This window comes from Streptomyces sp. NPDC051963 (assembly GCF_044593495.1).
Classification (GTDB): domain Bacteria; phylum Actinomycetota; class Actinomycetes; order Streptomycetales; family Streptomycetaceae; genus Streptomyces.
The window spans coordinates 939,361-961,923 of record NZ_JBIUCC010000002.1 but is presented as its reverse complement, the minus strand read 5'-3'; the positions used below and the strand labels follow the sequence as shown (position 1 = coordinate 961,923).

The 22,563-nt window shown below is 70.0% G+C and carries 22 protein-coding genes; 8 read left to right on the top strand and 14 right to left on the bottom strand.

Annotated features, from left to right (window positions below):
- Positions 1 to 72 precede the first annotated feature (72 nt).
- Genes hisF through hisD form a run of 8 tightly spaced genes read right to left on the bottom strand, consistent with a single transcriptional unit; the run spans position 73 to position 5,767 of the window.
- Entirely contained in the window at positions 73 to 828 is a 756-nt protein-coding gene (gene hisF, locus ACIHFB_RS10770; RefSeq protein WP_365277566.1) for an imidazole glycerol phosphate synthase subunit HisF, read from the bottom strand.
- Entirely contained in the window at positions 825 to 1,223 is a 399-nt protein-coding gene (locus ACIHFB_RS10765) for a RidA family protein (RefSeq protein ID WP_365277563.1), read from the bottom strand. The genes hisF and ACIHFB_RS10765 overlap by 4 nt, the downstream gene beginning before the upstream one ends.
- On the bottom strand, positions 1,220 to 1,945 hold the full coding sequence (gene priA / locus ACIHFB_RS10760) for a bifunctional 1-(5-phosphoribosyl)-5-((5-phosphoribosylamino)methylideneamino)imidazole-4-carboxamide isomerase/phosphoribosylanthranilate isomerase PriA (protein WP_400126391.1): 726 nt from the start codon (positions 1,943 to 1,945) through the stop codon (positions 1,220 to 1,222). Before priA ends, ACIHFB_RS10765 begins: the two co-directional genes overlap by 4 nt.
- On the bottom strand, positions 1,942 to 2,583 hold the full coding sequence (gene hisH / locus ACIHFB_RS10755; RefSeq protein ID WP_400126389.1) for an imidazole glycerol phosphate synthase subunit HisH: 642 nt from the start codon (positions 2,581 to 2,583) through the stop codon (positions 1,942 to 1,944). The genes priA and hisH overlap by 4 nt, the downstream gene beginning before the upstream one ends.
- Complete coding sequence (locus tag ACIHFB_RS10750) at positions 2,580 to 2,744, bottom strand: hypothetical protein (RefSeq protein ID WP_365277555.1); 165 nt, start codon at positions 2,742 to 2,744, stop codon at positions 2,580 to 2,582. The genes hisH and ACIHFB_RS10750 overlap by 4 nt, the downstream gene beginning before the upstream one ends.
- 4 nt (positions 2,745 to 2,748) lie before the next feature.
- On the bottom strand, positions 2,749 to 3,342 hold the full coding sequence (gene hisB, locus ACIHFB_RS10745) for an imidazoleglycerol-phosphate dehydratase HisB (RefSeq protein WP_365277552.1): 594 nt from the start codon (positions 3,340 to 3,342) through the stop codon (positions 2,749 to 2,751).
- The gene (locus ACIHFB_RS10740; protein ID WP_365277549.1) at positions 3,339 to 4,445 is read right to left on the bottom strand and encodes a histidinol-phosphate transaminase; all 1,107 of its coding nucleotides are present in this window, start codon (positions 4,443 to 4,445) and stop codon (positions 3,339 to 3,341) included. The genes hisB and ACIHFB_RS10740 overlap by 4 nt, the downstream gene beginning before the upstream one ends.
- Positions 4,442 to 5,767 carry a histidinol dehydrogenase gene (gene hisD, locus ACIHFB_RS10735; protein WP_400126387.1) on the bottom strand — a complete coding sequence of 442 codons (1,326 nt, stop codon included), beginning with the start codon at positions 5,765 to 5,767 and terminating at the stop codon, positions 4,442 to 4,444. The genes ACIHFB_RS10740 and hisD overlap by 4 nt, the downstream gene beginning before the upstream one ends.
- 158 nt (positions 5,768 to 5,925) lie before the next feature.
- Between hisD and ACIHFB_RS10730 the strand changes: the two genes are divergently transcribed.
- The 3 genes from ACIHFB_RS10730 (at position 5,926) to ybaK (ending at position 8,837) form a co-directional block, all read left to right on the top strand.
- The gene (locus tag ACIHFB_RS10730; RefSeq protein ID WP_365277543.1) at positions 5,926 to 7,503 is read left to right on the top strand and encodes an oxidoreductase; all 1,578 of its coding nucleotides are present in this window, start codon (positions 5,926 to 5,928) and stop codon (positions 7,501 to 7,503) included.
- Between the two features lie 73 nt (positions 7,504 to 7,576).
- Positions 7,577 to 8,317 (top strand): LON peptidase substrate-binding domain-containing protein, encoded by a 741-nt coding sequence (locus ACIHFB_RS10725; RefSeq protein WP_365277541.1) that lies wholly within the window; start codon positions 7,577 to 7,579, stop codon positions 8,315 to 8,317.
- Positions 8,318 to 8,333: 16 nt separating this feature from the next.
- Complete coding sequence (gene ybaK / locus ACIHFB_RS10720) at positions 8,334 to 8,837, top strand: Cys-tRNA(Pro) deacylase (RefSeq protein WP_400126384.1); 504 nt, start codon at positions 8,334 to 8,336, stop codon at positions 8,835 to 8,837.
- 158 nt (positions 8,838 to 8,995) lie between these two features.
- On the opposite strand, the gene ACIHFB_RS10715 is transcribed toward ybaK, so the two are convergent.
- The 4 genes from ACIHFB_RS10715 to ACIHFB_RS10700 form a co-directional block, all read right to left on the bottom strand.
- Positions 8,996 to 9,718 (bottom strand): AAA family ATPase, encoded by a 723-nt coding sequence (locus tag ACIHFB_RS10715; protein ID WP_400126382.1) that lies wholly within the window; start codon positions 9,716 to 9,718, stop codon positions 8,996 to 8,998.
- Positions 9,719 to 9,752: 34 nt separating this feature from the next.
- Positions 9,753 to 10,574 (bottom strand): ABC transporter permease, encoded by an 822-nt coding sequence (locus ACIHFB_RS10710; RefSeq protein WP_365277533.1) that lies wholly within the window; start codon positions 10,572 to 10,574, stop codon positions 9,753 to 9,755.
- Positions 10,575 to 10,647: 73 nt separating this feature from the next.
- Positions 10,648 to 11,658, bottom strand: a complete 1,011-nt coding sequence (locus tag ACIHFB_RS10705; RefSeq protein ID WP_400126762.1) for an ABC transporter ATP-binding protein — start codon at positions 11,656 to 11,658, stop codon at positions 10,648 to 10,650.
- Positions 11,659 to 11,726: 68 nt separating this feature from the next.
- Positions 11,727 to 12,944 (bottom strand): NYN domain-containing protein, encoded by a 1,218-nt coding sequence (locus ACIHFB_RS10700; RefSeq protein WP_365277531.1) that lies wholly within the window; start codon positions 12,942 to 12,944, stop codon positions 11,727 to 11,729.
- Positions 12,945 to 13,168: 224 nt separating this feature from the next.
- Here ACIHFB_RS10700 and ACIHFB_RS10695 point away from each other — a divergent pair, with 224 nt between their 5' ends.
- Complete coding sequence (locus ACIHFB_RS10695) at positions 13,169 to 13,333, top strand: hypothetical protein (protein WP_210587404.1); 165 nt, start codon at positions 13,169 to 13,171, stop codon at positions 13,331 to 13,333.
- An 84-nt stretch (positions 13,334 to 13,417) separates the two neighbouring features.
- Here the strand turns inward: ACIHFB_RS10695 and dnaE are convergent, their stop codons facing one another.
- Positions 13,418 to 16,960 carry a DNA polymerase III subunit alpha gene (dnaE, locus tag ACIHFB_RS10690; RefSeq protein WP_365277528.1) on the bottom strand — a complete coding sequence of 1,181 codons (3,543 nt, stop codon included), beginning with the start codon at positions 16,958 to 16,960 and terminating at the stop codon, positions 13,418 to 13,420.
- A gap of 193 nt (positions 16,961 to 17,153) precedes the next feature.
- Between dnaE and ACIHFB_RS10685 the strand changes: the two genes are divergently transcribed.
- From ACIHFB_RS10685 to ACIHFB_RS10670, 4 genes are all read left to right on the top strand, one after another.
- Positions 17,154 to 18,503 (top strand): DUF2252 domain-containing protein, encoded by a 1,350-nt coding sequence (locus ACIHFB_RS10685; RefSeq protein ID WP_365277525.1) that lies wholly within the window; start codon positions 17,154 to 17,156, stop codon positions 18,501 to 18,503.
- 68 nt (positions 18,504 to 18,571) lie between these two features.
- Positions 18,572 to 19,264, top strand: coding sequence for a hypothetical protein (locus tag ACIHFB_RS10680; protein ID WP_365277522.1), 693 nt, complete (start codon positions 18,572 to 18,574; stop codon positions 19,262 to 19,264).
- Positions 19,265 to 19,350: 86 nt separating this feature from the next.
- Positions 19,351 to 20,160, top strand: a complete 810-nt coding sequence (locus tag ACIHFB_RS10675) for a thioredoxin domain-containing protein (protein ID WP_400126379.1) — start codon at positions 19,351 to 19,353, stop codon at positions 20,158 to 20,160.
- Between the two features lie 100 nt (positions 20,161 to 20,260).
- Positions 20,261 to 21,922: an alkaline phosphatase D family protein gene (locus ACIHFB_RS10670; protein ID WP_400126377.1), complete on the top strand. Its 1,662-nt coding sequence runs from the start codon at positions 20,261 to 20,263 to the stop codon at positions 21,920 to 21,922.
- A 7-nt stretch (positions 21,923 to 21,929) separates the two neighbouring features.
- Here the strand turns inward: ACIHFB_RS10670 and ACIHFB_RS10665 are convergent, their stop codons facing one another.
- The gene (locus ACIHFB_RS10665; protein ID WP_400126375.1) at positions 21,930 to 22,502 is read right to left on the bottom strand and encodes a dienelactone hydrolase family protein; all 573 of its coding nucleotides are present in this window, start codon (positions 22,500 to 22,502) and stop codon (positions 21,930 to 21,932) included.
- Positions 22,503 to 22,563 lie beyond the last annotated feature (61 nt).

Here is a 22,563-nt window from a genome sequence, read left to right as displayed (position 1 = left end):
ACCCGACCCTAGATGCGAAAGAAAAGTTGCACAATAAGATTTGCGCAACTTCTCTTTCGCATCTCGGTGTGCTCAGCGAACCGGGTTCCCCGCCCCCCGCAACGTCTCCTTCACCTCACCGATCCGCAGATCGCCGAAGTGGAAGACGGAGGCGGCGAGCACCGCGTCCGCGCCGGCGGCGATGGCCGGGGGGAAGTGAGCCAGACTGCCCGCCCCGCCGGAGGCGATCAGCGGCACCGTCACATGCCCCCGGACGGCCTCGATCATCTCGATGTCGTAGCCGTCCTTCGTGCCGTCCGCGTCCATCGAGTTGAGCAGGATCTCGCCCGCGCCCAGCTCGGCGGCCCGATGCGCCCACTCGACGGCGTCGATGCCGGTGCCCTTGCGGCCGCCGTGGGTCGTGACCTCGAAGCTCCCGGACGGAGTCCGCCGCGCGTCCACCGACAGGACCAGCACCTGCCGCCCGAAACGCTCGGCGATCTCGCGGATCAGGTCGGGACGGGCGATGGCCGCGGTGTTGACGCCCACCTTGTCCGCGCCCGCCCGCAGCAGCTTGTCCACGTCCTCGGCCGTACGGACGCCACCGCCGACCGTGAGCGGGATGAACACCTGCTCGGCGGTGCGGCGCACCACGTCGTACGTCGTCTCGCGGTCGCCCGAGGAGGCGGTGATGTCCAGGAAGGTCAGCTCGTCGGCGCCCTCGGCGTCGTACACCTTGGCCATCTCGACGGGGTCGCCCGCGTCGCGCAGGTTCTGGAAGTTGACGCCCTTGACGACCCGGCCGTTGTCCACGTCCAGGCAGGGGATGACTCGTACGGCCAGGGTCATGCTGCGGTATCTCCTCGGAACGCCTCCACCTCGACCTCGACGACCAGACTGGGGTCCACGAAGCCGGAGACGATGATCATGGATGCGGCGGGCCGGACGGAGTCGAAGAGCTCCTTGTGAGCGCGTCCGACGTCGTCCACGTCCCGGGCATGGGTGATGTACATGCGCGTACGCACGACGTCGTCCCGGCCGAGGCCCAGCTGCTCCAGCGCCGCGAACGCGACCTTGAAGGAGTTGATCGCCTGCTCGTACGGGCCGCCCCCGGCGATCTCGCCGTCCACTATCGACGTGCAACCGGACACCAGCACCAGACCGTTCGGCAGCTCCACCGCGCGGGAGTAGCCGAAGGCATCCTCCCAGGGCGCACCGGTCGTGACGCGTCGCAGATCGCTCACCGGGCTACCGCCTCCAAGGCCTCTTCCAAGGTGAACGCCTTCGCGTACAGGGCCTTCCCGACGATCGAACCCTCGACGCCGAGCGGCACGAGCTCGGCGATGGCCCGCAGGTCGTCCAGCGAGGACACCCCGCCGGAGGCCACGACCGGGCGGTCCGTCGCCGCGCAGACGTTCCTCAGCAGTTCCAGGTTCGGGCCCTGAAGCGTGCCGTCCTTCGCGATGTCGGTGACCACGTACCGCGCGCAGCCCTCCTTGTTGAGGCGCTCCAGCGTCTCGTAGAGGTCGCCGCCGTCGCGGGTCCAGCCGCGGCCGCGCAGCGTCGTGCCGCGTACGTCGAGACCGACCGCGATCTTGTCGCCGTGCTCGGCGATGACCTTGGCGACCCACTCGGGGGTCTCCAGGGCGGCCGTGCCGAGGTTCACGCGCGTGCAGCCCGTGGCCAGCGCGGCGGCCAGGGAGGCGTCGTCCCGGATGCCGCCGGACAGCTCCACCTTGATGTCCATGGCCTCGGTGACCTCGCCGATCAGATCACGGTTGTCGCCCGTGCCGAACGCGGCGTCCAGGTCGACCAGGTGCAGCCACTCGGCGCCCGCGCGCTGCCAGGCGAGGGCGGCCTCCAGGGGGGAGCCGTACGAGGTCTCGGTTCCGGACTCGCCGTGCACGAGGCGGACGGCCTGGCCGTCGCGGACGTCGACGGCGGGAAGGAGTTCGAGCTTGCTCACAGTGTTCCGATCCAGTTGGTGAGGAGCTGGGCTCCGGCGTCGCCGGACTTCTCGGGGTGGAACTGCGTCGCCCACAACGCGCCGTTCTCCACGGCGGCCACGAAGGGCTTGCCGTGCGTCGACCAGGTGACCTTGGGCGCGGCCATCGCCGGGTTGTGCACCTGAAGGAGCCAGTCGTGGACGGCGTACGAGTGCACGAAGTAGAAGCGCGCGTCCGTGTCGAGACCGGCGAACAGCTCGGAGCCGGACGCGACGTCCACGGTGTTCCAGCCCATGTGGGGCACGATCTCGGCCTGGAGCGGCTCGACCGAACCGGGCCACTCGTCGAGGCCCTCGGTCTCCACGCCGTGCTCGATGCCGCGCGCGAACAGGATCTGCATGCCGACGCAGATGCCCATGACGGGACGGCCGCCGGCGAGGCGACGGTCGATGATCCAGTCGCCGCGGGCCTCGGTCAGACCCTTCATGCAGGCCGCGAAGGCCCCGACGCCGGGCACCAGCAGCCCGTCGGCGTTCATGGCCCTGTCGTAGTCACGGGTGATCTCGACGTCGGCCCCCACGCGCGCGAGGGCACGCTCGGCCGACCTCACGTTGCCGAAGCCGTAGTCGAAGACGACCACTCTGCTGGGGGCGCTCAATTCCACACCTCCAGCCTCACGACACCGGCGAGCAGACACATCGCGGCGCCGATGGAGAGCAGCACGATGAGGCTCTTCGGCATCTGCTGCTTGGCGAAGGAGATGATGCCGCCGACCAGGAAGAGACCGACGACGATCAGGACCGTGGAGAGACCGTTCATGGCTTTACAGCGCACCCTTCGTGGACGGCAGGATGCCGGCGGCGCGCGGGTCCTTCTCGCTCGCGTACCGCAGCGCCCGCGCCAGCGCCTTGAACTGGCACTCCACGATGTGGTGTGCGTTGCGCCCGTACGGCACGTGCACGTGCAGCGCGATCTGGGCCTGGGCGACGAAGGACTCCAGGATGTGCCGGGTCATCGTCGTGTCGTACTCGCCGATCATCGGCGCCATCTTCTCGGGCTCGGTGTGCACGAGGTACGGGCGGCCGCTGAGATCCACCGTCACCTGGGCAAGGGACTCGTCCAGGGGGACGGTGCAGTTGCCGAACCGGTAGATCCCCACCTTGTCGCCGAGCGCCTGCTTGAAGGCGGCGCCCAGCGCGAGGGCGGAGTCCTCGATGGTGTGGTGCGAGTCGATGTGCAGATCGCCCTCGGTCTTCACGGTCAGGTCGAACAGACCGTGCCGGCCGAGCTGGTCGAGCATGTGGTCGTAGAAGCCGACACCCGTGGAGATCTCCGTCTTCCCGGTGCCGTCGAGGTCGATCTCGACGAGGACCGAGGTCTCCTTGGTGACCCGTTCCACGCGTCCTACGCGGCTCATCCGCTCTGCTCCTTCTTGAGTTCACGTACCGCGTCGAGGAACGCGTCGTTCTCCTGTGGGGTTCCGGCGCTGACCCGCAGCCACCCCGCGATGCCGTTGTCCCGGACCAGGACGCCCTGGTCGAGGATGCGCTGCCAGGCCGTGTGCGAGTCCTCGAACCGGCCGAACTGCACGAAGTTCGCGTCGGACTCGACGACTTCGTAGCCCGCCGCCCGCAACTCGCTCACCAGCCGGTCCCGCTCGGCCTTCAGCTGCTCGACGTACTTCAGCAGCGTGTCGGTGTGCTCCAGGGCCGCGAGTGCGGTCGCCTGGGTGATCGCCGAGAGGTGGTAGGGCAGCCGTACGAGCTGGACGGCGTCGACGACCGCCGGGTGCGCGGCGAGGTAGCCGAGGCGGAGTCCGGCCGCGCCGAACGCCTTCGACATGGTCCGCGAAACGACGAGATTCGGCCGACCTTCGAGCAGCGGCAGCAGTGAGTCGCCGTGGCTGAACTCGATGTACGCCTCGTCGACCACGACCATCGACGGCTTGGCCGCCTGCGCGGCCTCGTACAGCGCGTGGACCGTCCCGGGCGGAACGGCGTTGCCCGTGGGGTTGTTGGGGGTGGTGATGAAGACGACGTCCGGCCGGTTCTCGGCGATCGCCTTCTCGGCGGCCTCGACATCGATCGTGAAGTCGTCCCTCCGCGGGCCCGAGATCCATCCCGTTCCCGTGCCGCGCGCGATGAGCGCGTGCATCGAGTACGACGGCTCGAAGCCGATCGCGGTACGGCCGGGGCCGCCGAAGGTCTGGAGCAGCTGCTGGATGACCTCGTTGGAGCCGTTGGCCGCCCAGACGTTCGCCAGGCCGACCTCGTGGCCGGATGTGTCGGTCAGGTACTCGGCGAGCCGTGTGCGCAGCTCGACCGCGTCCCGGTCCGGGTAGCGGTTGAGGTTCCGGGCCGCCTCGCGCACCCGCTCGGCGATCCGTTCGACCAAGGGCTCGGGCAGCGGGTAGGGGTTCTCATTGGTGTTCAGCCGTACGGGGACGTCCAACTGGGGCGCGCCATAGGGGGACTTGCCGCGCAGCTCGTCCCGTACGGGGAGATCGTCGATACCGGTCACTTGCCCTCGGGAACCTTCCAGTCGAACCTCGCCTTGATCGCCGCGCCGTGCGCGGGCAGATCCTCCGCCTCCGCCAGCGTCACCACGTGATGCGCCACGTCGGCCAGCGCGTCCTTCGTGTAGTCGACGATGTGGATGCCGCGCAGGAAGGACTGGACCGACAGGCCCGAGGAGTGGCAGGCGCAGCCTCCGGTGGGCAGGACGTGGTTGGACCCGGCGGCGTAGTCGCCGAGCGAGACCGGCGCCCAGGGGCCGATGAAGATCGCGCCCGCGTTGCGGACCCGGTCGGCCACCGCGGAGGCGTCGGCCGTCTGGATCTCCAGGTGCTCGGCGCCGTACGCGTCGACCACCCGCAGACCTTCGTCGATGCCGTCGACGAGCACGATCGCGGACTGCCGGCCGGCGAGAGCCGGGCGGATCCGGTCCTCGATGTGCTTGGTGGCCGCGACCTGCGGCTCCAGCTCCTTCTCGACCGCGTCCGCCAACTCGACGGAGTCCGTGACGAGCACGGCTGCCGCCAGCGGGTCGTGCTCGGCCTGGCTGATCAGGTCGGCGGCGACGTGCACCGGATCCGCCGTGTCGTCCGCGAGGACCGCGATCTCCGTCGGGCCCGCCTCGGCGTCGATGCCGATCTTGCCGGTGAAGTAGCGCTTGGCGGCGGCGACCCAGATGTTGCCGGGGCCGGTGACCATGTTGGCCGGCGGGCAGGACTCGGTGCCGTACGCGAACATCGCGACAGCGGTGGCGCCCCCGGCCGCGTACACCTCGTCGACGCCGAGCAGCGCGCACGCGGCGAGGATCGTCGGGTGCGGCAGCCCGTCGAACTCGGCCTGGGCCGGGGAGGCGAGCGCGACGGACTCGACGCCGGCCTCCTGCGCGGGCACGACGTTCATGATCACGGAGGACGGGTAGACGGACCGGCCGCCGGGGGCGTAGAGGCCCACGCGCTCCACCGGCAGCCACTTCTCGGTGACGGAGCCGCCGGGCACGACCTGGGTCGTGTGCGTCGTACGGCGCTGCTCGCGGTGGACGAGCCGGGCGCGCCGGATGGACTCCTCCAGGGCCGCACGGACGGCCGGGTCGAGTTCTTCGAGCGCCTTTTCGAGCGCCTCGGCCGGCACCCGCACCTGGTCGAGCCTGACCCCGTCGAACTTCTCCGCGAAGTCGATCAGCGCCGCGTCGCCCCGATGATGCACGGCCTCGCAGATCGGACGCACCTTCTCCAGGGCGGCCGCAACGTCGAAGTCGGCTCGGGGCAGCAGGTCGCGCAGGGCGGGGCCCTCGGGAAGGGCGTCGCCGCGCAGATCGATTCGGGAGATCACGGGCTCAATTCTCGCAGACGGCGGTCGGCGGTCGTTCGCGCGTATCAATGGCTGATACATGACCCGGAAGATCGGCTTCACGTTTAGCGTTCGGGGCGTCACTCAGCGGGCATGAACGGTTGTACGAAACCCATCAGTAACAGGAGGAAGGGACGACTGTGACCGAGGGGGCCGGCATCCGCGCCGGGGACCTGCCGGACGATCTGACCGCCGCCGAGGCCGGCATGTGGCAGGCCTTCCGCAACGGCAGCGTGTACGACTTGAGCAGCGGCGACGCGATCGTCGACGATCCGCACGGCGGACACCCGTGGGGTCCCGAGCGGACCGTGCGCGCGCGGATCGTGTGCTGGCTGCTGCTGGACGGACCGCCCCCGCTCATGGGCCGGGTGTCGTCGCTGAAGCTCACCGGAGTCCAGATCAGCGGCACCCTGGACCTCGCGGGCGGCACGGTCACGCCGTACGTCGAGCTGCGCGGCTGCCGCTTCGAGCGGGAGATCCTGCTGCCGGAAGCCCGCTTCACGACCGTACGGCTGGTGGACTGCTCGGTGCCGCGCCTGGAGGCGGCCCGGGTGGCGACGGAGGGCGATCTGCATCTGCCGCGCTGCCGCTTCCACAACGGGGTACGGCTGACCGACGCGCACATCGGTACGGATCTGCTGCTCAACCAGGCCATCGTCTACCGCGACCGCAGCGGGCGCTCCGTCTCCGGCGACGGCATCACCGTAGGGCAGGACCTCCAGGCCGAGCTGCTGGAATCGCACGGCGAGCTGCGGCTGCGCGGGGCCAACGTCGGCGTGTCGCTGAGCCTGCGGGGTGCCCGGCTGGCCAACCCGTACACCCGGTTCGCGCTGAACGCGCCGCAGCTGACCGTCGGACGGACGCTGTATCTGACCCCGGCCGGTGTCGGGAGCGTGCTGCTGAGCGGGACCACGCCCGCGCGCGGTACCCGGGTCCAGCGGGTCGAGTGCGAGGGCGGGGTGCGGCTGGACGACGGGCGGTTCGGGGACTCCGTCGACTTCGAGCGGGCCCGGTTCACCTTCACCGACGAGCAGGAGCTGTCGCTGCGCCGGGTGCAGACGCCGGAGTTGCGCTTCCTCGGGGAGCGGCCGGCGCGTGGGCGTGTCGTGCTCTCCGGGGCGAAGATCGTCAACCTGATGGACCGGACGGACAGCTGGCCCGGCCCCGGGCGGCTGCACATGGGCGGCTTCGCCTACGAGAACATCGTGCCGCGCGGCCCGTTCCCGCTCGCCGAGCGGCTGGAGTGGGTGGCCGCCGCGACCGCCGAGTACAACCCGGAGCCGTACGAGCGGCTGGCCGCCGTGCTGCGGGCCGGCGGCGAGGACGAGGACGCCCGTGAGGTGCTGCTGGCCAAGCAGCGCCGGCGCCGCGAGACCCTGCCGCCGGCGGCCAAGCTGTGGGGGTATGTGCAGGACCTGACGGTGGCGTACGGCTACCGGCCCGGGCGGGCGGCAGTCTGGATGGCGTTGTTGTGGGCGGCGAGTTCGGTGGCCTTCGTCCACGCCGACCATCCGCCGATCAAGTCCGGTGAGCACCCGCCCTGGAACCCTGCCCTCTTCGCCCTCGATCTGCTCCTGCCGGTCATCGACCTTGGTCAGGTGGGTTTCTGGCAGCTGCGCGGCGGCTGGCAATGGCTGGCCGCGGCGATGATTCTGGTCGGCTGGATCCTCGCGACCACGGTCGCGGCGGGGGCCACACGGCTGCTGCGGCGGAGCTGAGGAGGTGTGCCCACCGCCCACCAGGTGGGCGGTGGGCACGCGCGTTCCCCCGCGGCCATTAGGCTTTTGCGCCGTGACCACCGTCCGGCTTCCGCTCTTCCCCCTGAACTCGGTGTTGTTCCCGGGACTCGTGCTCCCGCTGAACGTCTTCGAGGAGCGCTATCGCGCCATGATGCGCGAACTCCTCAAGTCCCCCGAGGACGAATCGCGCCGGTTCGCCGTCGTGGCGATCCGCGACGGCCACGAGGTGGCCGCCAGCGCGCCCGGCATGCCGGACCCGACAGCCCTGCCCGACCGCGGGCCCGCGGCCGGCTTCGGCGCCGACCCCGTCAAGGCCTTCCACGGCGTGGGCTGTGTGGCCGACGCGGCGACGATCCGGGAGCGGGCCGACGGCACGTTCGAGGTACTGGCGACGGGGACGACCCGGGTGCGGCTGCTGTCGGTCGACGCGTCCGGCCCGTTCCTGACGGCCGAGCTCGAGGAACTGCCGGAGGAGCCGGGCGACGAGGCGGGACCGCTGGCCCAGGGCGTGCTGCGGTCCTTCCGCCAGTACCAGAAGCGGCTGGCGGGCGCCCGGGAGCGGTCGCTGACGACCGGCGCGGAACTACCGGACGAGCCGTCGGTCGTGTCGTACCTGGTGGCGGCCGCGATGATGCTGGACACACCGGCGAAGCAGCGCCTGCTCCAGTCCCCGGACACCGCGTCCCGGCTGCGTGACGAACTGAAACTCCTTCGCTCCGAGACGGCCATCATCCGTAATCTGCCGTCGTTGCCGGCGTCGGACCTGACGCGCGGCCCGACGAGTCAGAACTGAACCTGGAACAGGCCGGATGGCGAAGAAGTCGAAGAAGCAGCAACAGCCCGGCGGAACGCCGGCGACCGTGGCCCTGACCGCGGCGGGCGTGGACTTCACGGTCCACGCCTACGACCACGACCCCGCGCACCCCTCGTACGGCGAGGAGGCCGCCGAGGCGATGGGCGTCTCCCCGGACCGTGTCTTCAAAACCCTCGTCGCGGACGTCGACGGCGCGCTGACGGTGGCGGTGGTCCCGGTCTCGGGCTCCCTGGACCTCAAGGCCCTGGCGACGGCGGTGGGCGGCAAACGCGCGACGATGGCGGACCCGACCCTGGCGGAGCGCACGACGGGCTACGTCCGGGGCGGCATCTCCCCGCTGGGCCAGCGCAAGAAGCTGCGCACCGTGCTGGACGCCTCGGCATCGGGCCTGGACACGATCTGCGTCTCGGCGGGCCGCCGGGGCCTGGAGGTCGAACTGTCCCCGAAGGTCCTGACCGACCTCACGGACGCCACCCTGGCCCCGGTCGCCCGCGCCTGACCTCTCGACGCCGGTCCCTTCCTCGGTTAAGCAGAGGGGACATGTCGAAGAAGACCCGGAAACGCAAGTGGCGCGTCAAGAAGGGCCGAGCGAATCACGGGAGGCGACCGGCGTAACACGCTGAACGACGACGACGGGTGCCGCAGGCGTCCCGAAAGCTACGTCTGCGGCGCCCCGTACGGATCCTGCGGGCCCTGCTGCCCCTGCGGACCCTGCGGACCCTGCTGATACGGGTCCGGGTCCCGGGGCCCGAACAGCGCCGTGAGCCCCAGGTGCACCACGGCCCCGGCCAGCGACCACGCCAGCAGCGCGCCCTTCGCCCCCAGCTCCAAGGGCGCGGAGAACGCAACGCCCTTGCCCACATCCTTGGCGTGGGCGACCACGTCCTGCTCGGGCCCGAGCCAGATGCCGACCCGCCAGGCGAGCAGCGACCCGAGCAGCCCTCCGACGGCCAGGCCCACCACCAGCGGCACGCCCCCGCGCCGCCGGACGAGGAACACGACGAACGCACTCACCACGCCGAAGGCCAACGCCAGCAGAACGAACGTTCCGTCGACCCCGATCGCCTGCTCGCCCTCGGTGTCCTTGAGGTAGACGACCCAGCTCTCGTCGACGACGTCGCCGACCAGCGGCACACGCGGCGCCAGCCACGCCCACAGCACCCCGAGCAGCAGCCCACTCAGCGCCACCGCGACGGTGACGATCGCGCCTTCCCGCAATTCCGTCTTCATCCCGGGCCCGTCCTGTCCGTACCCGACGTCACGCGGCACAGGGGCCCCGTATCCCGGCGCGGCCGGCGAAGGCCCCGCAGGCGATGGCGGCCACCCCCCGTGGGACGGCTGTTCATGTGGCGGCGGAGGAGGCGTCAGCGGTGCGGTCACCCTGACATCGTGCCAGTCCCGCCTGTGCGGCGCGTCATCGGACGGCAGCCCGGCGGTACGCCCAGGTGGCGACGGCCAGCGACACCACCCCCACGACTCCGCAGACGGCGAGATCACGCAGCACGAAGGCCCAGTCCGGATTCGGTCCGAACGTACGCGCGAAGGCCTCGACGCCGTACGTCGACGGCAACAGATCGCGGGCGAACTGCACGAACCCCGGCATCCGGTCGGCCGGCAGCACACCCAGCAGCAGCGCCGCCGACATCCCCAACTGCCCCAGTACCGTGGCCAGTTCAGGCCGCGGCGCAAGCAGCCCGAGGGCGGCGCCGAGCCCGGCGAGCGCGGCACCGGCGAGCGGGATCACCGCCAGCAGCACCCACAGATTCGACAGCGGCAGCCCGAACAGCACACACCCGAAGACCGCCGTCACGACGGTCCCCGGCACGGTGAACGACGCGTACGCGCCCGCCGCCCCCAGCACCACCGCCGCGGGCGGCACGGGCAGCGTGGCGTAGTGGTCGAGCCCTCCGCTGGCGCGCAGTTGCCCGAAGTACTGGGCGAGCAGGTTCAGCGCGACGAACGCCACGACCAGCACCGACGACCCGGCCACCACGGACCAGGCCTCGTCCCCGCCGTCCACGACCCCGCGCATCAGGATCATGATCCCGATCGACTGGAAGGTCGCCACGAACAGCAGCGGGATCCGCGCGACCCGCGCCCGGGACAGCTGCGCCCGGTACACGGCGGCGAGGGAGGGCCACAGCCGCGCCCGCGGCCCGAGCTCGGCCGCCCCGTCGGCGGCGTCCTCCACGCCCAGGGCACCGCCCGGCAGAACATCGGCGGATACGACAGTCACGTCGAGCTGCTCCCCTTCGTACGGCCCACTCCGGCTCCCGTACCGTCCCATACGGATACGACGGTCCACGCACTCATGCCTTCACCAGCCCTTTCGGATTGCCGCCCAGGGCCAGATACACGTCCTCCAGGCTCGGCGTGGCCAGCGTGAAGTCGTCCAGGGCCGTGAAGGCGGCCCCGCCGGTGACCGTGGCGACGGCCACCCGGGCCTCCTCGGGCGCGAGCCGCAGCGTCCAGCGGCGCCCGGACTCCACGGCCCGTTCCCGCAGCGCGGCGACCTCGGGCACCTCCAGCGGCGCCCGGTCCCGCCACACCAGCTCGACCCGGACCTCCCCGGCGACCTGTTCCTTGAGCCCGGCGGGGCTGTCGCAGGCGATCACTCGTCCCTGGTCGAGGACGGCGACCCGGTCGAGCACGGTCTCGGCCTCGATGACGTTGTGGGTGACCAGCAGGACGGTGGTGCCGCGTTCGGCCCGGCGCCGGTCGACGGCGGACCAGACGGCCCGCCGGGCCACCGGGTCCATGCCGGTGGTCGGCTCGTCGAGCACCAGCAGCGGCCGCTCCCCCACCAGCGCCGCCGCGAAGCAGGCCAGCCGCCGCTGCCCGCCGGACAGCTTCCGCAGCGGACGCCCGGCGAGCGGCGTGAGGCCCAACTCGTCGAGTACGTCGTCCCGCTCGGCCCGTGCCTGCCGCAGTTCGAGTCCGCGCAGCCGGCCGGTGGTCTCGGCGGCGAGCGACACGGTGAGTTCGTCGAGGGCGGTGGACTCCTGTCCGAGGTAGGCGAGGATACGTGCGGCCCGCTCCGGGTGTCGCACGATGTCGTGCCCGAGGATCTCCACGCTGCCGCTGTCCGGCCGCATCAGGCCGGTGAGCTGTCGTACGAGGGTGGTCTTCCCGGCGCCGTTGGGCCCGAGCAGCCCGAAGATCTCACCCCGCCGGATGTCCAGCCGTACCTCGTCCGTGGCCCTGACCTCGGGCGTCGCGGGAACCCCGCGCCGGCCGCGCACCGCCGGATAGGTCTTGGTCAGTCCGCGCACCGCACATACGACATCACCACCGTGCCGAAGTGCCTGTCCCGCGCGCATACTCACAAGGGACGAGAGTACGGGGTCGGCGACCTCTGCTCGCCCTTGGGGGCGGCGTATGTGCCGTTTCACTCCCCCGCGGGAGCGTGTTCCGCCGCCGTCCGCACATCGATCTCCCGCCAGAACCCGGCCCGGATCGCATAGCGGTCGTGCTCGTCGATCTGATCGTCCTTGTGGGCGAGCAGTCCGAACCGCGCGGCGTACCGCAGCAACTCGCCGTCGATCCGGTGCGGAACCCGCGGATACATCCCCGACAGCTTCTGCAAGTGGCTCTGGTCCCCGAGCCGCTCCATCCACCGCCGCGCGAACACCTGCCCCACCTCGTACGGATCGCCGCCGACCGTGGTGATGTCCTCCTCCCGGTCGGCCCACCGCTGCTCCGCCGTGGTCAGCTGCGCCAGCGTCGGCATCGAGGCGACCTCGGGCGGCTCGGCCGCCCCGCCGGGCCGGTCGACCCACCCTTTGTCGGAGGACCACCGCAGCGTCGCGCTCGCGGGCTGCCGGTCGGGCTGGGCGCCGGGGGCGCGCAGCGCGGCCAGGTCCTTGGGGGTGGGCACGCCCTTGGGTGCGGGCACCCGCTCCTGCGTGCCGTTCTCGGAGGCGGTGGCCGCCGCGGGGTGCTCCCGCTCCTCGGTGGGCCGCTCGGGCGAGGTGAGCGCGGACTCCGGCAGCGGCGCGGAGAGGATGGCGGCGATCTCGGGCCGCGGCGCCGGCGGCGGCGCACAGATCCCGCCGAGGTCCTTGGCCCGTACCGCCTTGGTGATCCAGGTGCGGTCGAGCACCCGCCGCTCGTCGGCCTCGGCGACCAGGTCCTCGGATTGGTTGTAGTCCCCGTCGGCGGCCTGCACGGCCCACAGGTGTACGGCGACCCCGTGCTCCTTGGCGGCCATCATGCCCGGCAGCAGATCGCCGTCGCCGGTGACGAGGACGATGTCCGAGCAGGCGCGGTTGCGGGCCAGCTCCGTGAGCTCGGCGTGCATCGCGGCGTCGACGCCCTTCTGGGCCCAACGTCCGTCGCTGCGGGTCAGGGCGCCGAGCCGGACGGTGACCCGGGGCATGACGCGCAGCCTGCGGTGCTCGGGCTGCGGGACGCGGTCGGGGGCGCCGTCGAACCAGTAGATGCGCAGCAACGGCCGTTCCGTATCGGACTCGGCGCGTTCGCGCAGGCCCTGGATGAGGGCGGTGTGATCGACGGTGATGCGGGAGCGGGAGGGCTCTCCGGCGAGAAGAGAGGCGGCGGCCCCCAGCAGATACCCGGCGTCCACCAGGACGATGCAGCGGTCCACGCGATCCACCCTCTTTCCGGGAGGTTTGCTTCGGGCTTCCTTCGAGTCTGCCCGACCACGCGTGGGTTAACGGCCCGAACTCGATCTTCGGCGTGGCGTTTCGAGGCATCGCTCCCTGATAAGCCCTGTCACACACGGTAATTATCCGAAATGCGTTCTTTGTCAGCCTATGTGAATCTGGTCGCGGCCCTGGCCCCTAGATCCCCCTCAGGAGGCAGATCACCATGGCCAAGAACAAGAACAAGGACCGAAAGCAGCCGCAGTCCGAGCGCGGGCAGCAGCAGGCCCAGCAGTCCTCGATGGAGGCGCAGGCCGAGCAGCGCATGTCCCAGGTGACTCCCGGCGACGTCGCGCGCAAGGGCAAGCAGAAGCGCTTCGGCCACAACTGACATCTTCATAACGGGCTGTTGCAGCCCGGGCACATGATGAGGGGCGCACCCGGCACAGGTGCGCCCCTCATCCACGACTGCGGCTCAGCCGGCCAGACAGGACGGCCCGAGCAGCACCTTCAGATCGCCGAACAATGCGGGATCCGGCTTCACCCGGTGCCGGTCCAGGCGCAGTACGGTCGTCTTCGTCGGCCCCTGGAGCTTGATCCGCACCTCGCTGTCACCCCGGTGATGGCTGAGGATCTCCCCGAGGCGGCTGACCATGGGCGGAGTGATCCGGGTGGCCGGGATGGTGAGGATCACGGGCGCGTTGGTGCCCGCGTTCGACAGGTCGGGGACCTGGAGCTCCATCGCCACCAGGCGTGGCACGTCCTCACGCTTGTCGAGGCGGCCCTTGACGAACACCACCGCGTCCTCGACGAGTTGGGTCGACACCAGCTGGTAGGTCGCCGGGAAGAACATGCACTCGATGGAACCGGCGAGATCCTCGACGGTGGCGATCGCCCAGGCGTTGCCCTGCTTGGTCATCTTGCGCTGGAGGCCCGAGATGATGCCGCCGATGGTGACGACCGCGCCGTCCGCGTGCTCACCTCCGGTGAGCTGGGCGATGCCCGCGTCGGCCTTGTCGGACAGCACATGCTCCAGGCCGAACAGCGGGTGGTCGGAGACATAGAGACCGAGCATCTCCCGCTCCTGGGCGAGCAGATACGTCTTGTCCCACTCGTCGGTCGTGAACTCCACGTCGAGACCGAAGCCGGGCTCGCTGGTGTCCTCCTCGCCCATCCCGCCGAAGAGGTCGAACTGCCCCTCGGCCTCCTTGCGCTTGACCGCGACCACGTTGTCGATCATCGGCTCGAAGTGCGCGGTGAGGCCCTTGCGGGTGTGCCCCATGCTGTCGAACGCACCGGCCTTGATCAGTGATTCGGTGGTGCGCTTGTTGCAGGCGGCGGCCTCGACCTTGTCCAGGTAGTCGGGGAAGGACGCGTACTTCCCCTTGGCCTGGCGGGACCGGATGATCGAGTCGACCACGTTCGTGCCGACGTTGCGCACGGCCTCCAGGCCGAAGAGGATCACGTCGTCGCCCTGGGCGGCGAAGTTGTGCATCGACTCGTTGACGTTCGGCGGCAGCACCTTGATGCCCATGCGACGGCACTCGTTGAGATAGACGGCCGACTTGTCCTTGTCGTCCTTGACCGAGGTGAGCAGCGCCGCCATGTACTCGGCCGGGTAGTTGGCCTTGAGATAGGCGGTCCAGTAGGTGACCAGGCCGTACGCGGAGGAGTGCGCCTTGTTGAAGGCGTATCCGGCGAACGGGACCAGGACGTCCCACAGGGCCTGGATGGCCGCGTCCGAGAAGCCGTTCTTCCGGGCGCCCTCCTGGAAGATGGTGAAGTTCTTCGCCAGTTCCTCGGGCTTCTTCTTGCCCATCACGCGGCGCAGGATGTCGGCCTCGCCGAGCGAGTAGCCGGCGACGATCTGGGCGGCCTTCTGCACCTGCTCCTGGTACACGATGAGGCCGTAGGTCAGACCGAGCGTCTCCTTCAGGGGCTCTTCGAGCTCCGGGTGGATCGGCGTGATCTCCTGCCGGCCGTTCTTGCGCTCGGCGTAGTTCGTGTGCGAGTTCATGCCCATCGGGCCCGGCCGGTACAGGGCCGAGACGGCGGAAATGTCCTCGAAGTTGTCGGGCTGCATCTGGCGCAGCAGCGAGCGCATCGGGCCGCCGTCGAACTGGAACACACCGAGCGTGTCACCGCGGCAGAGCAGTTCGAAGGTCTTCGGGTCGTCCAGCGGGAGCGAGAGCATCTCCAGATCGATGCCCTTGTTGGACCGCACCATCTTCACGGCGTCGTCCATGATCGTGAGGTTCCTGAGGCCCAGGAAGTCCATCTTGATCAGGCCGAGCGACTCGCACTGCGGGTAGTCCCACTGCGTGATGGTCACGCCGTCGGTGTGCCGCACCCAGATCGGGGCGTGCTCGATGATCGGCTCGCTGGACATGATCACGCCGGCGGCGTGCACGCCCATCTGCCGGACCAGGCCCTCGACGCCCTTGGCGGTGTCGATGACCTTCTTGACGTCCGGCTCGTTCTCGTACATCCCGCGGATCTCGCCCGCCTCGCTGTAGCGCGGGTGCGTGGGGTCGGTGATGCCGTTGAGATCGATGCCCTTGCCGAGGACGTCGGCGGGCATGGCCTTGGTGAGGCGGTCGCCCATCGCGTACGGGTAGCCGAGCACGCGCGCGGAGTCCTTGATCGCGTTCTTGGCCTTGATCTTTCCGTAGGTGCCGATCATGGCGACCTTGTCGGCGCCGTACTTCTCGGTCACATACCTGATCACCTCGACGCGCCTGCGCTCGTCGAAGTCGATGTCGACGTCGGGCATGGAGACACGCTCGGGGTTGAGGAACCGCTCGAAGATCAGCCCGTGCTCGATCGGGTCGAGGTCGGTGATGCCCATGGCGTACGCGACGATCGAACCGGCCGCGGAGCCTCGGCCCGGGCCCACCGCGATGCCGTTGTTCTTGGCCCACATGATGAAGTCGGCGACGACGAGGAAGTACCCCGGGAACCCCATCTGGATGATGATGTCCATCTCGTACTCGGCCTGCTTCTGCCGGTCCTCGGGGACACCGTTCGGATAGCGGCGGAGCATGCCGCGCCGCACTTCCTCCTTGAACCAGGTGGTGTTGGTGTAGCCCTCCTCCGGGATGTCGAACCGCGGCATGAGGTCGCGCTTCTCGAACATGCCGGTGGTGTCGATCTGCTCCGCGACCAGGAGGGTGTTGGCGCAGCCCTCCTGCCAGGCGTCCGAGGAGTCGACCGCGTACATCTCGTCCGTGGACTTCAGGTAGTAGCCGGTGCCGTCGAACTTGAAGCGGTCCGGGTCGGAGAGGTTCTTGCCGGTCTGGATGCACAGCAGCGCGTCGTGCGCGGTCGCCTCGTGCGCGTACGTGTAGTGCGAGTCATTGGTGACCAGCGGCGGGATGCCGAGCTTCCGGCCGATGTCGAGGAGCCCGTCGCGGACCCGGCGCTCGATCTCGATGCCGTGGTCCATCAGCTCCAGGAAGTAGCGGTCCTTGCCGAAGATGTCCTGGTACTCCGAGGCGGCCTTCAAGGCCTCGTCGAACTGGCCGAGACGAAGGCGTGTCTGGAGCTCGCCGGAAGGGCAGCCGGTGGACGCGATGAGGCCCTCGCTCCACTGCGAGATGGTCTCCTTGTCCATCCGCGGCCACTTCTGCAGCCAGCCCTCGGCGTACGCGTCCGAGGACAGCTTGAAGAGGTTGTGCAGGCCCGTCTTGTTCGCCGCCCAGATCGTCTTGTGGGTGTAACCACCGGAACCGGAGACGTCGTCCCGCTTCTGGTGCGGCTGACCCCACTGGATCTTGCGCTTGTTGCGCCGGGACTCCGGGGCGACATAGGCCTCGATCCCGATGATCGGGGTGACCCCGGCCCCCTTCGCGGAATGGAAGAAGTCGTACGCCCCGTGCAGGTTGCCGTGGTCGGACATGGCGATATGGGTCATGCCCATCTCGTTGCACGCGTTGAACATGTCCTTCAGCCGCGCGGCACCGTCCAGCAGCGAGTACTGGGTGTGAACGTGCAGGTGCGTGAACGGCGGCTTTGACACGGCGTGGCCTCCAAGGAAAACGCTCGGCGACAGTCTGGGGGGGGCAGCGTCGAAGTCTATGCCGGAGGACTGACACTCGGCGGGCACTCCCACGTACCTTCGTGCGTTGGAAGAGGACGGACGGGCCTGTCCATACGGACGTCACATCCGCCCCACATGTCACGCACCACCCCGCACCAGGAGGCACCAGGCAATGTCGGTCCCGCAGCTCAGCGCCGAGCACCGCGGCGAGGAGATCCTCACCGTCTTCGACACCGCCTTCGGCGAGCTCCTGGCCGCCGACCCGGCCGCGTTCCGGGTGAAGTTCCGGAAGATGGCGGCTTCGGCGTTCGCGTTCTACCGGGGCACGGCGTGCCTCTTCTACCACGACCTCGACGCGGAGAACGCCGGGCGGGGTGGTGGGAGGGGATTCAGTGGACCGTACCTGGACGAGCGCACCTCGCGCGTGTGGATCCACGGCGACCTGCACGCCGAGAACTTCGGCACGTACATGGACGCCAACGGCCGGCTGATCTTCAACGTCAACGACTTCGACGAGGCGTACGTCGGCCCCTTCACCTGGGACCTCAAGCGCTTCTCCGCCTCCATCGCCCTCATCGGGTACGCGAAGGCGCTCAGCGACGAGCAGATCAGCGAGCTGGTGTCGATCTACGCGGCGGCCTACCGCGATCGGGTGCACGCCCTGGCGACCGGCGCCAAGAGCGACGAGGTGCCGCCCTTCACCCTGGACACCGCCCAGGGCCCGCTGCTCGACGCGCTGCGTGACGCCCGCTCGCTGACCCGCTTCGGGCTGCTCGACTCGATGACCGAGATCCGCGACTTCGAGCGCCGCTTCGCGCCGGGCGGCGGCTCCATCGAGCTGGACGCGGCCACGCGCTACAAGGTGCTCGCCGCCTTCGACGGCTACCTGGAGACGCTGCCGGAGACCTCGCTGGCCCGCCCGGACTCGTACCGGGTGAAGGACGTGGTCGGCCGCCGCGGCATCGGCATCGGGTCGGCCGGTCTGCCGTCGTACAACATCCTTCTGGAGGGCCACAGCGACGCCCTGGAGAACGACGTGGTGATCTACATCAAGCAGGCCCAGACCCCGGCCGTCTCCCGCCACATCACCGACCAGGCGATCCGTGACTACTTCCAGCACGAGGGCCACCGCACGGTGATCTCGCAGCGCGCCCTCCAGGCACACGCCGACCCGTGGCTGGGCTGGACCGAGCTGGGCGGCACCGGTCAGCTGGTCGCCGAGGTGTCGCCGTACGCCGTCGACCTCGACTGGGGCGACATCGACGACCCGGAGGAGATCGCGGCGGTCGTCGCCGACCTCGGCCGGGCGACGGCCAGCATGCACGGGGCGGCGGACGACCAGTCCGGCGAGTCCCTGGTGCCCTTCTCCACCGAGCGGGCCATCGACGCGGCGATCGCCGCCGACGAGGACGGCTTCGCGGACCTGCTGGTCGACTTCGCGCACGAGTACGGCGCACGCGCGCGTGCCGACCACCAGGTCTTCGTGGACCTGTTCCGCAACGGCCGGATTCCGGGTCTGTGACGGAAGGGCCACTCACAGGACTCCTTTAGGGGTCCCTTACAGGCCCGCGTGACAGACTCTCCTCCGCTATGGACATATCCGGGACCCAGCTCAGAGCCGTACGCGCGGCGCTGTTCACGGCACTCGTCGTGACGCTCAGCACCGCGTCGCACGTGCTGCTGTCCGGGGTCCCGCTCCCGTTGAACACGGTGGCCGCGGTCGCTGCCGCCGTGTTCGTCATCGCCTTCGCGCTGGCGGGCCGTGAGCGCGGGTTCGGGCGGATCGCCGCCCTGCTGATCCCGCTGGAGCTGGCCGCCGACACCGTCTTCACCACCGGCCAGCATGTCTGCTACGGCGCCGCGGGCGGCCCGGTCGCCGGCCCGCTGCGCTCCGTCGGCTTCGACGTCCTGTGCGGCGACGGCACCGGCATCGGCGCCCCGCTCGCCCGGGTCACCGGAGCGGGCCCCGACCGCGCCGCCGCCCTGCTGGCCCACGCCGACCCGGCGACGGCCTGGCTGCTGCTGGGCGCACACATCGGCGTCGGGCTCCTGGCCGCCGCCTATCTGCGCCGCGGCGAGCGGGCCCTGGCCCAGCTGCTGCGCGCTGTGGCGGCCACCACCTTCCGGCCGCTGCTCCTCGCGGCCGCCGCGGTGACGGTACGCCCGGCCGCGTCGGCCCGCCGCCTGCCGCGCTCCGCCCACCGTCCGGCCACCACCCGCGACCGGATCCTCGTGCACTCCCTGGGACGCCGCGGACCGCCGTGCCCGACCGCCTTCGCATAAGCCTTCACGCGAACAGCAACTGAGCACCGGCAGTCCCCCATACGTATCCCGCGCACGACAGGTGCGCGTCCCCAATGGAGAACCCCATGAGCAAGCGGAACAGCCAGGCCGCGAAGAGCGCCGCCCGCGAGCGGCTGCGCCAGGAACGCGAACGGCAGGCCAAGCGCGACAAGGTCAAGCGCCAGGTCATCGTCGCCTGTTCGATCGTCGGCGTCCTCGCGATAGCCGGCGGCATCAGCTACGCCGTCGTCCAGGGCAACAAGCCCGGCTACTGGGAGGCCGCGAAGGACGACAAGCTCGTCAAGCCGGCCAACACCACCGGCAAGAACGGCACCACCGTCGTCATCGGCAAGTCCACCGCCAAGAAGACGCTGGTCATGTACGAGGACCCGCGCTGCCCGATCTGCGCCCAGTTCGAGCAGACGGTGGGCACGACCGTCGACAAGGACATCGACGACGGCAAGTTCAAGGTCCAGTACGTCGGCGCCACCTTCATCGACAACGGCTCGCCCGGCGAGGGCTCCAGGAACGCCCTCAGCGCCCTGGGCGCCGCACTGAACGTCAGCCCCGAGGCGTTCCTCGAGTACAAGACCGCGATGTACTCGGCGAAGTGGCACCCGGAGGAGACGGACGACAAGTTCAAGGACGACGCCTACCTGATCGAGATCGCGAACACGGTGGACGCCCTGAAGAACAACAAGGAGTTCCAGAACGCCGTGAACAACGGCACCTACGACAAGTGGGCGCTGGAGATGTCGTCCACCTTCGACGACAGCGGCGTGACCGGCACCCCGACGTTGAAGATGGACGGCAAGACGCTGACCGCCTCCGACGGCAATGTGCCCATGACGGTGGCCGACTTCAACACGGCGATCGACGCGGCCCTCAAGGCCTGACCCTCGGATCACGGTTTCCGGTTGACCTTCAGCCGAAGAGCGGGCGAACTTTTACGAGTTCGCCCGCTCTCGTTCATACCGGTCAGTAACCTGATCGCTCGTGACCAGTCGATACAGAACTTCACAGAGCGCCAACCCGCTTGCACCGCGCCGCCGTACGGTCGTCAAGGCCGCGGCTGCCACTGCCGTTCTGGCCGGCCCGCTCGCCGCCGCGCTGCCCGCGCGAGCCGCCGCCGACGTCCCCGCGTTCCTGCACGGCGTCGCCTCCGGCGACCCGCTTCCCGACGGCGTCCTGCTGTGGACCCGGGTGACGCCCACCACCGAGGCGACGCCGGGCTCCGGGCTCGGCCCGGACACCGAGGTGAGCTGGACCGTCGCCACGGACAAGGCGTTCACGAACGTCGTCGCCAAGGGCTCCACCAAGGCGACCGCCGCCACCGATCACACGGTCAAGGCGGACATCCGGGGCCTGGCGCCCGCGACCGACTACTGGTTCCGCTTCTCGGCGGGCGGCACGGACTCCCCGCCGGCGCGCACCCGCACCGCGCCGGCGGCGGACGCGTCCGTCGCGGGCCTCCGTTTCGGTGTGGTCTCCTGCGCCAACTGGGAGGCCGGCTACTTCGCTTCGTACCGCCATCTCGCGGCCCGCGGCGACCTGGACGCCTGGCTGCACCTGGGCGACTACATCTACGAGTACGGCACCGGCGAGTACGGCACGCGCGGCACCGTCGTACGGCAGACCGCGCCCACCCACGAGATCCTCACGCTCGCCGACTACCGCATCCGGCACGGCACGTACAAGACGGACGCGGACCTACAGGCCCTGCACGCGAAGGCACCCGTCATCGCGATCTGGGACGACCACGAGATCGCCAACGACTCCTGGTCGGGCGGCGCCGAGAACCACACCGAGGGCACGGAGGGCACCTGGGCCGCGCGCCAGGCCGCCGCCAAGCAGGCGTACTTCGAGTGGATGCCGGTCCGTCCGGCGATCGCCGGCACCACCTACCGTCGCCTCCGCTTCGGCAAGCTCGTCGACCTCTCCCTGCTCGACCTGCGCTCCTTCCGCTCCCAGCAGGTCTCCGTCGGCAACGGCGACGTCGACGACCCGGACCGTACGCTCACCGGCCGCGCCCAGCTCGACTGGCTGAAGGCGGGCCTGAAGTCCTCCGACACCACCTGGCGGCTGGTCGGCAACTCGGTGATGATCTCGCCGTTCGCCATCGGCTCGCTCTCCGCGGACCTGCTCAAGCCGCTCGCCAAGCTGCTGGGCCTGCCGCAGGAGGGCCTCGCCCTCAACACCGACCAGTGGGACGGCTACACGGACGACCGCCGCGAACTCATCGCGCATCTGCGGTCGAACGCGATCCGCAACACCGTGTTCCTGACCGGCGACATCCACATGGCGTGGGCCAACGACGTGCCGGTGGACGCCGGGACCTATCCGCTGTCCGCCTCGGCCGCCACGGAGTTCGTCGTCACCTCCGTCACCTCCGACAACCTCGACGACATAGTGAAGGTCCCCGAGGGCACGGTCTCCGCGATCGCCTCGCCGATCATCAAGGCCGCCAACCGACACGTCCACTGGGTCGACACCGATCGTCACGGCTTCGGCGTCCTGGACATCACGGCCGACCGCGCACAGATGGACTACTACGCCCTGTCCGACAAGACGAAGCAGAACGCGACCGCGTCCTGGGCGCGTTCCTACCGCACCCGCAGCGGCACGCAGAAGGTCGAGCGCACCTACGACCCGGTGTAGCGGACGCTCAGTCCAGGCTGTCGAGGAAGCCGAGCGCCACCCGCCAGGTGGCCTCGGCGGCCTCCTCGTCGTAGTCCGGCAGGCCGGGGTCGGTGTACAGATGGCCCGCCCCTGCGTATCGGTAGATCTCCACGTCGGCCCCCGCTCTGCCCATCTGCAGGTACCAGGCGCTCAGCCAGTCGTCCGTCTCGAAGGGGTCCGGCTCGGCGACATGCAGCTGCACCGGCAGATCGTCCACCGAGGTGTTCGGCGCGAGGTCCGACGTGCCGTGCAGGAGCAGCAGCCCGCGTGTCTTCTCGTCGCCCAGCGCCAGGGTCTGCGCCACGGAGGCGCCGAGCGAGAACCCGGCGTACACCAACCCCCGCTCGGAATACGGCGCGGCGGCCAGCACGGCCCGCTTCAGCAGCTCGTCCTTGCCGACCTCGTCCTTGTGGGCCATGCCCTCCTCGACCGTCTCGAACGTACGCCCCTCGAAGAGGTCCGGCGTCCACACCTCGTGGCCGGCGTCGCGCAGCCGGTCCGCCGCCTCGCGCACCGCGGGCCGGAGACCGAAGGTCGAATGAAAGAGCACGATGTTCATGAGGCCATGGTGCCAGCCGGGTACGACAACGCCGCGCGGCACCGGACACGAGGCACCGGAC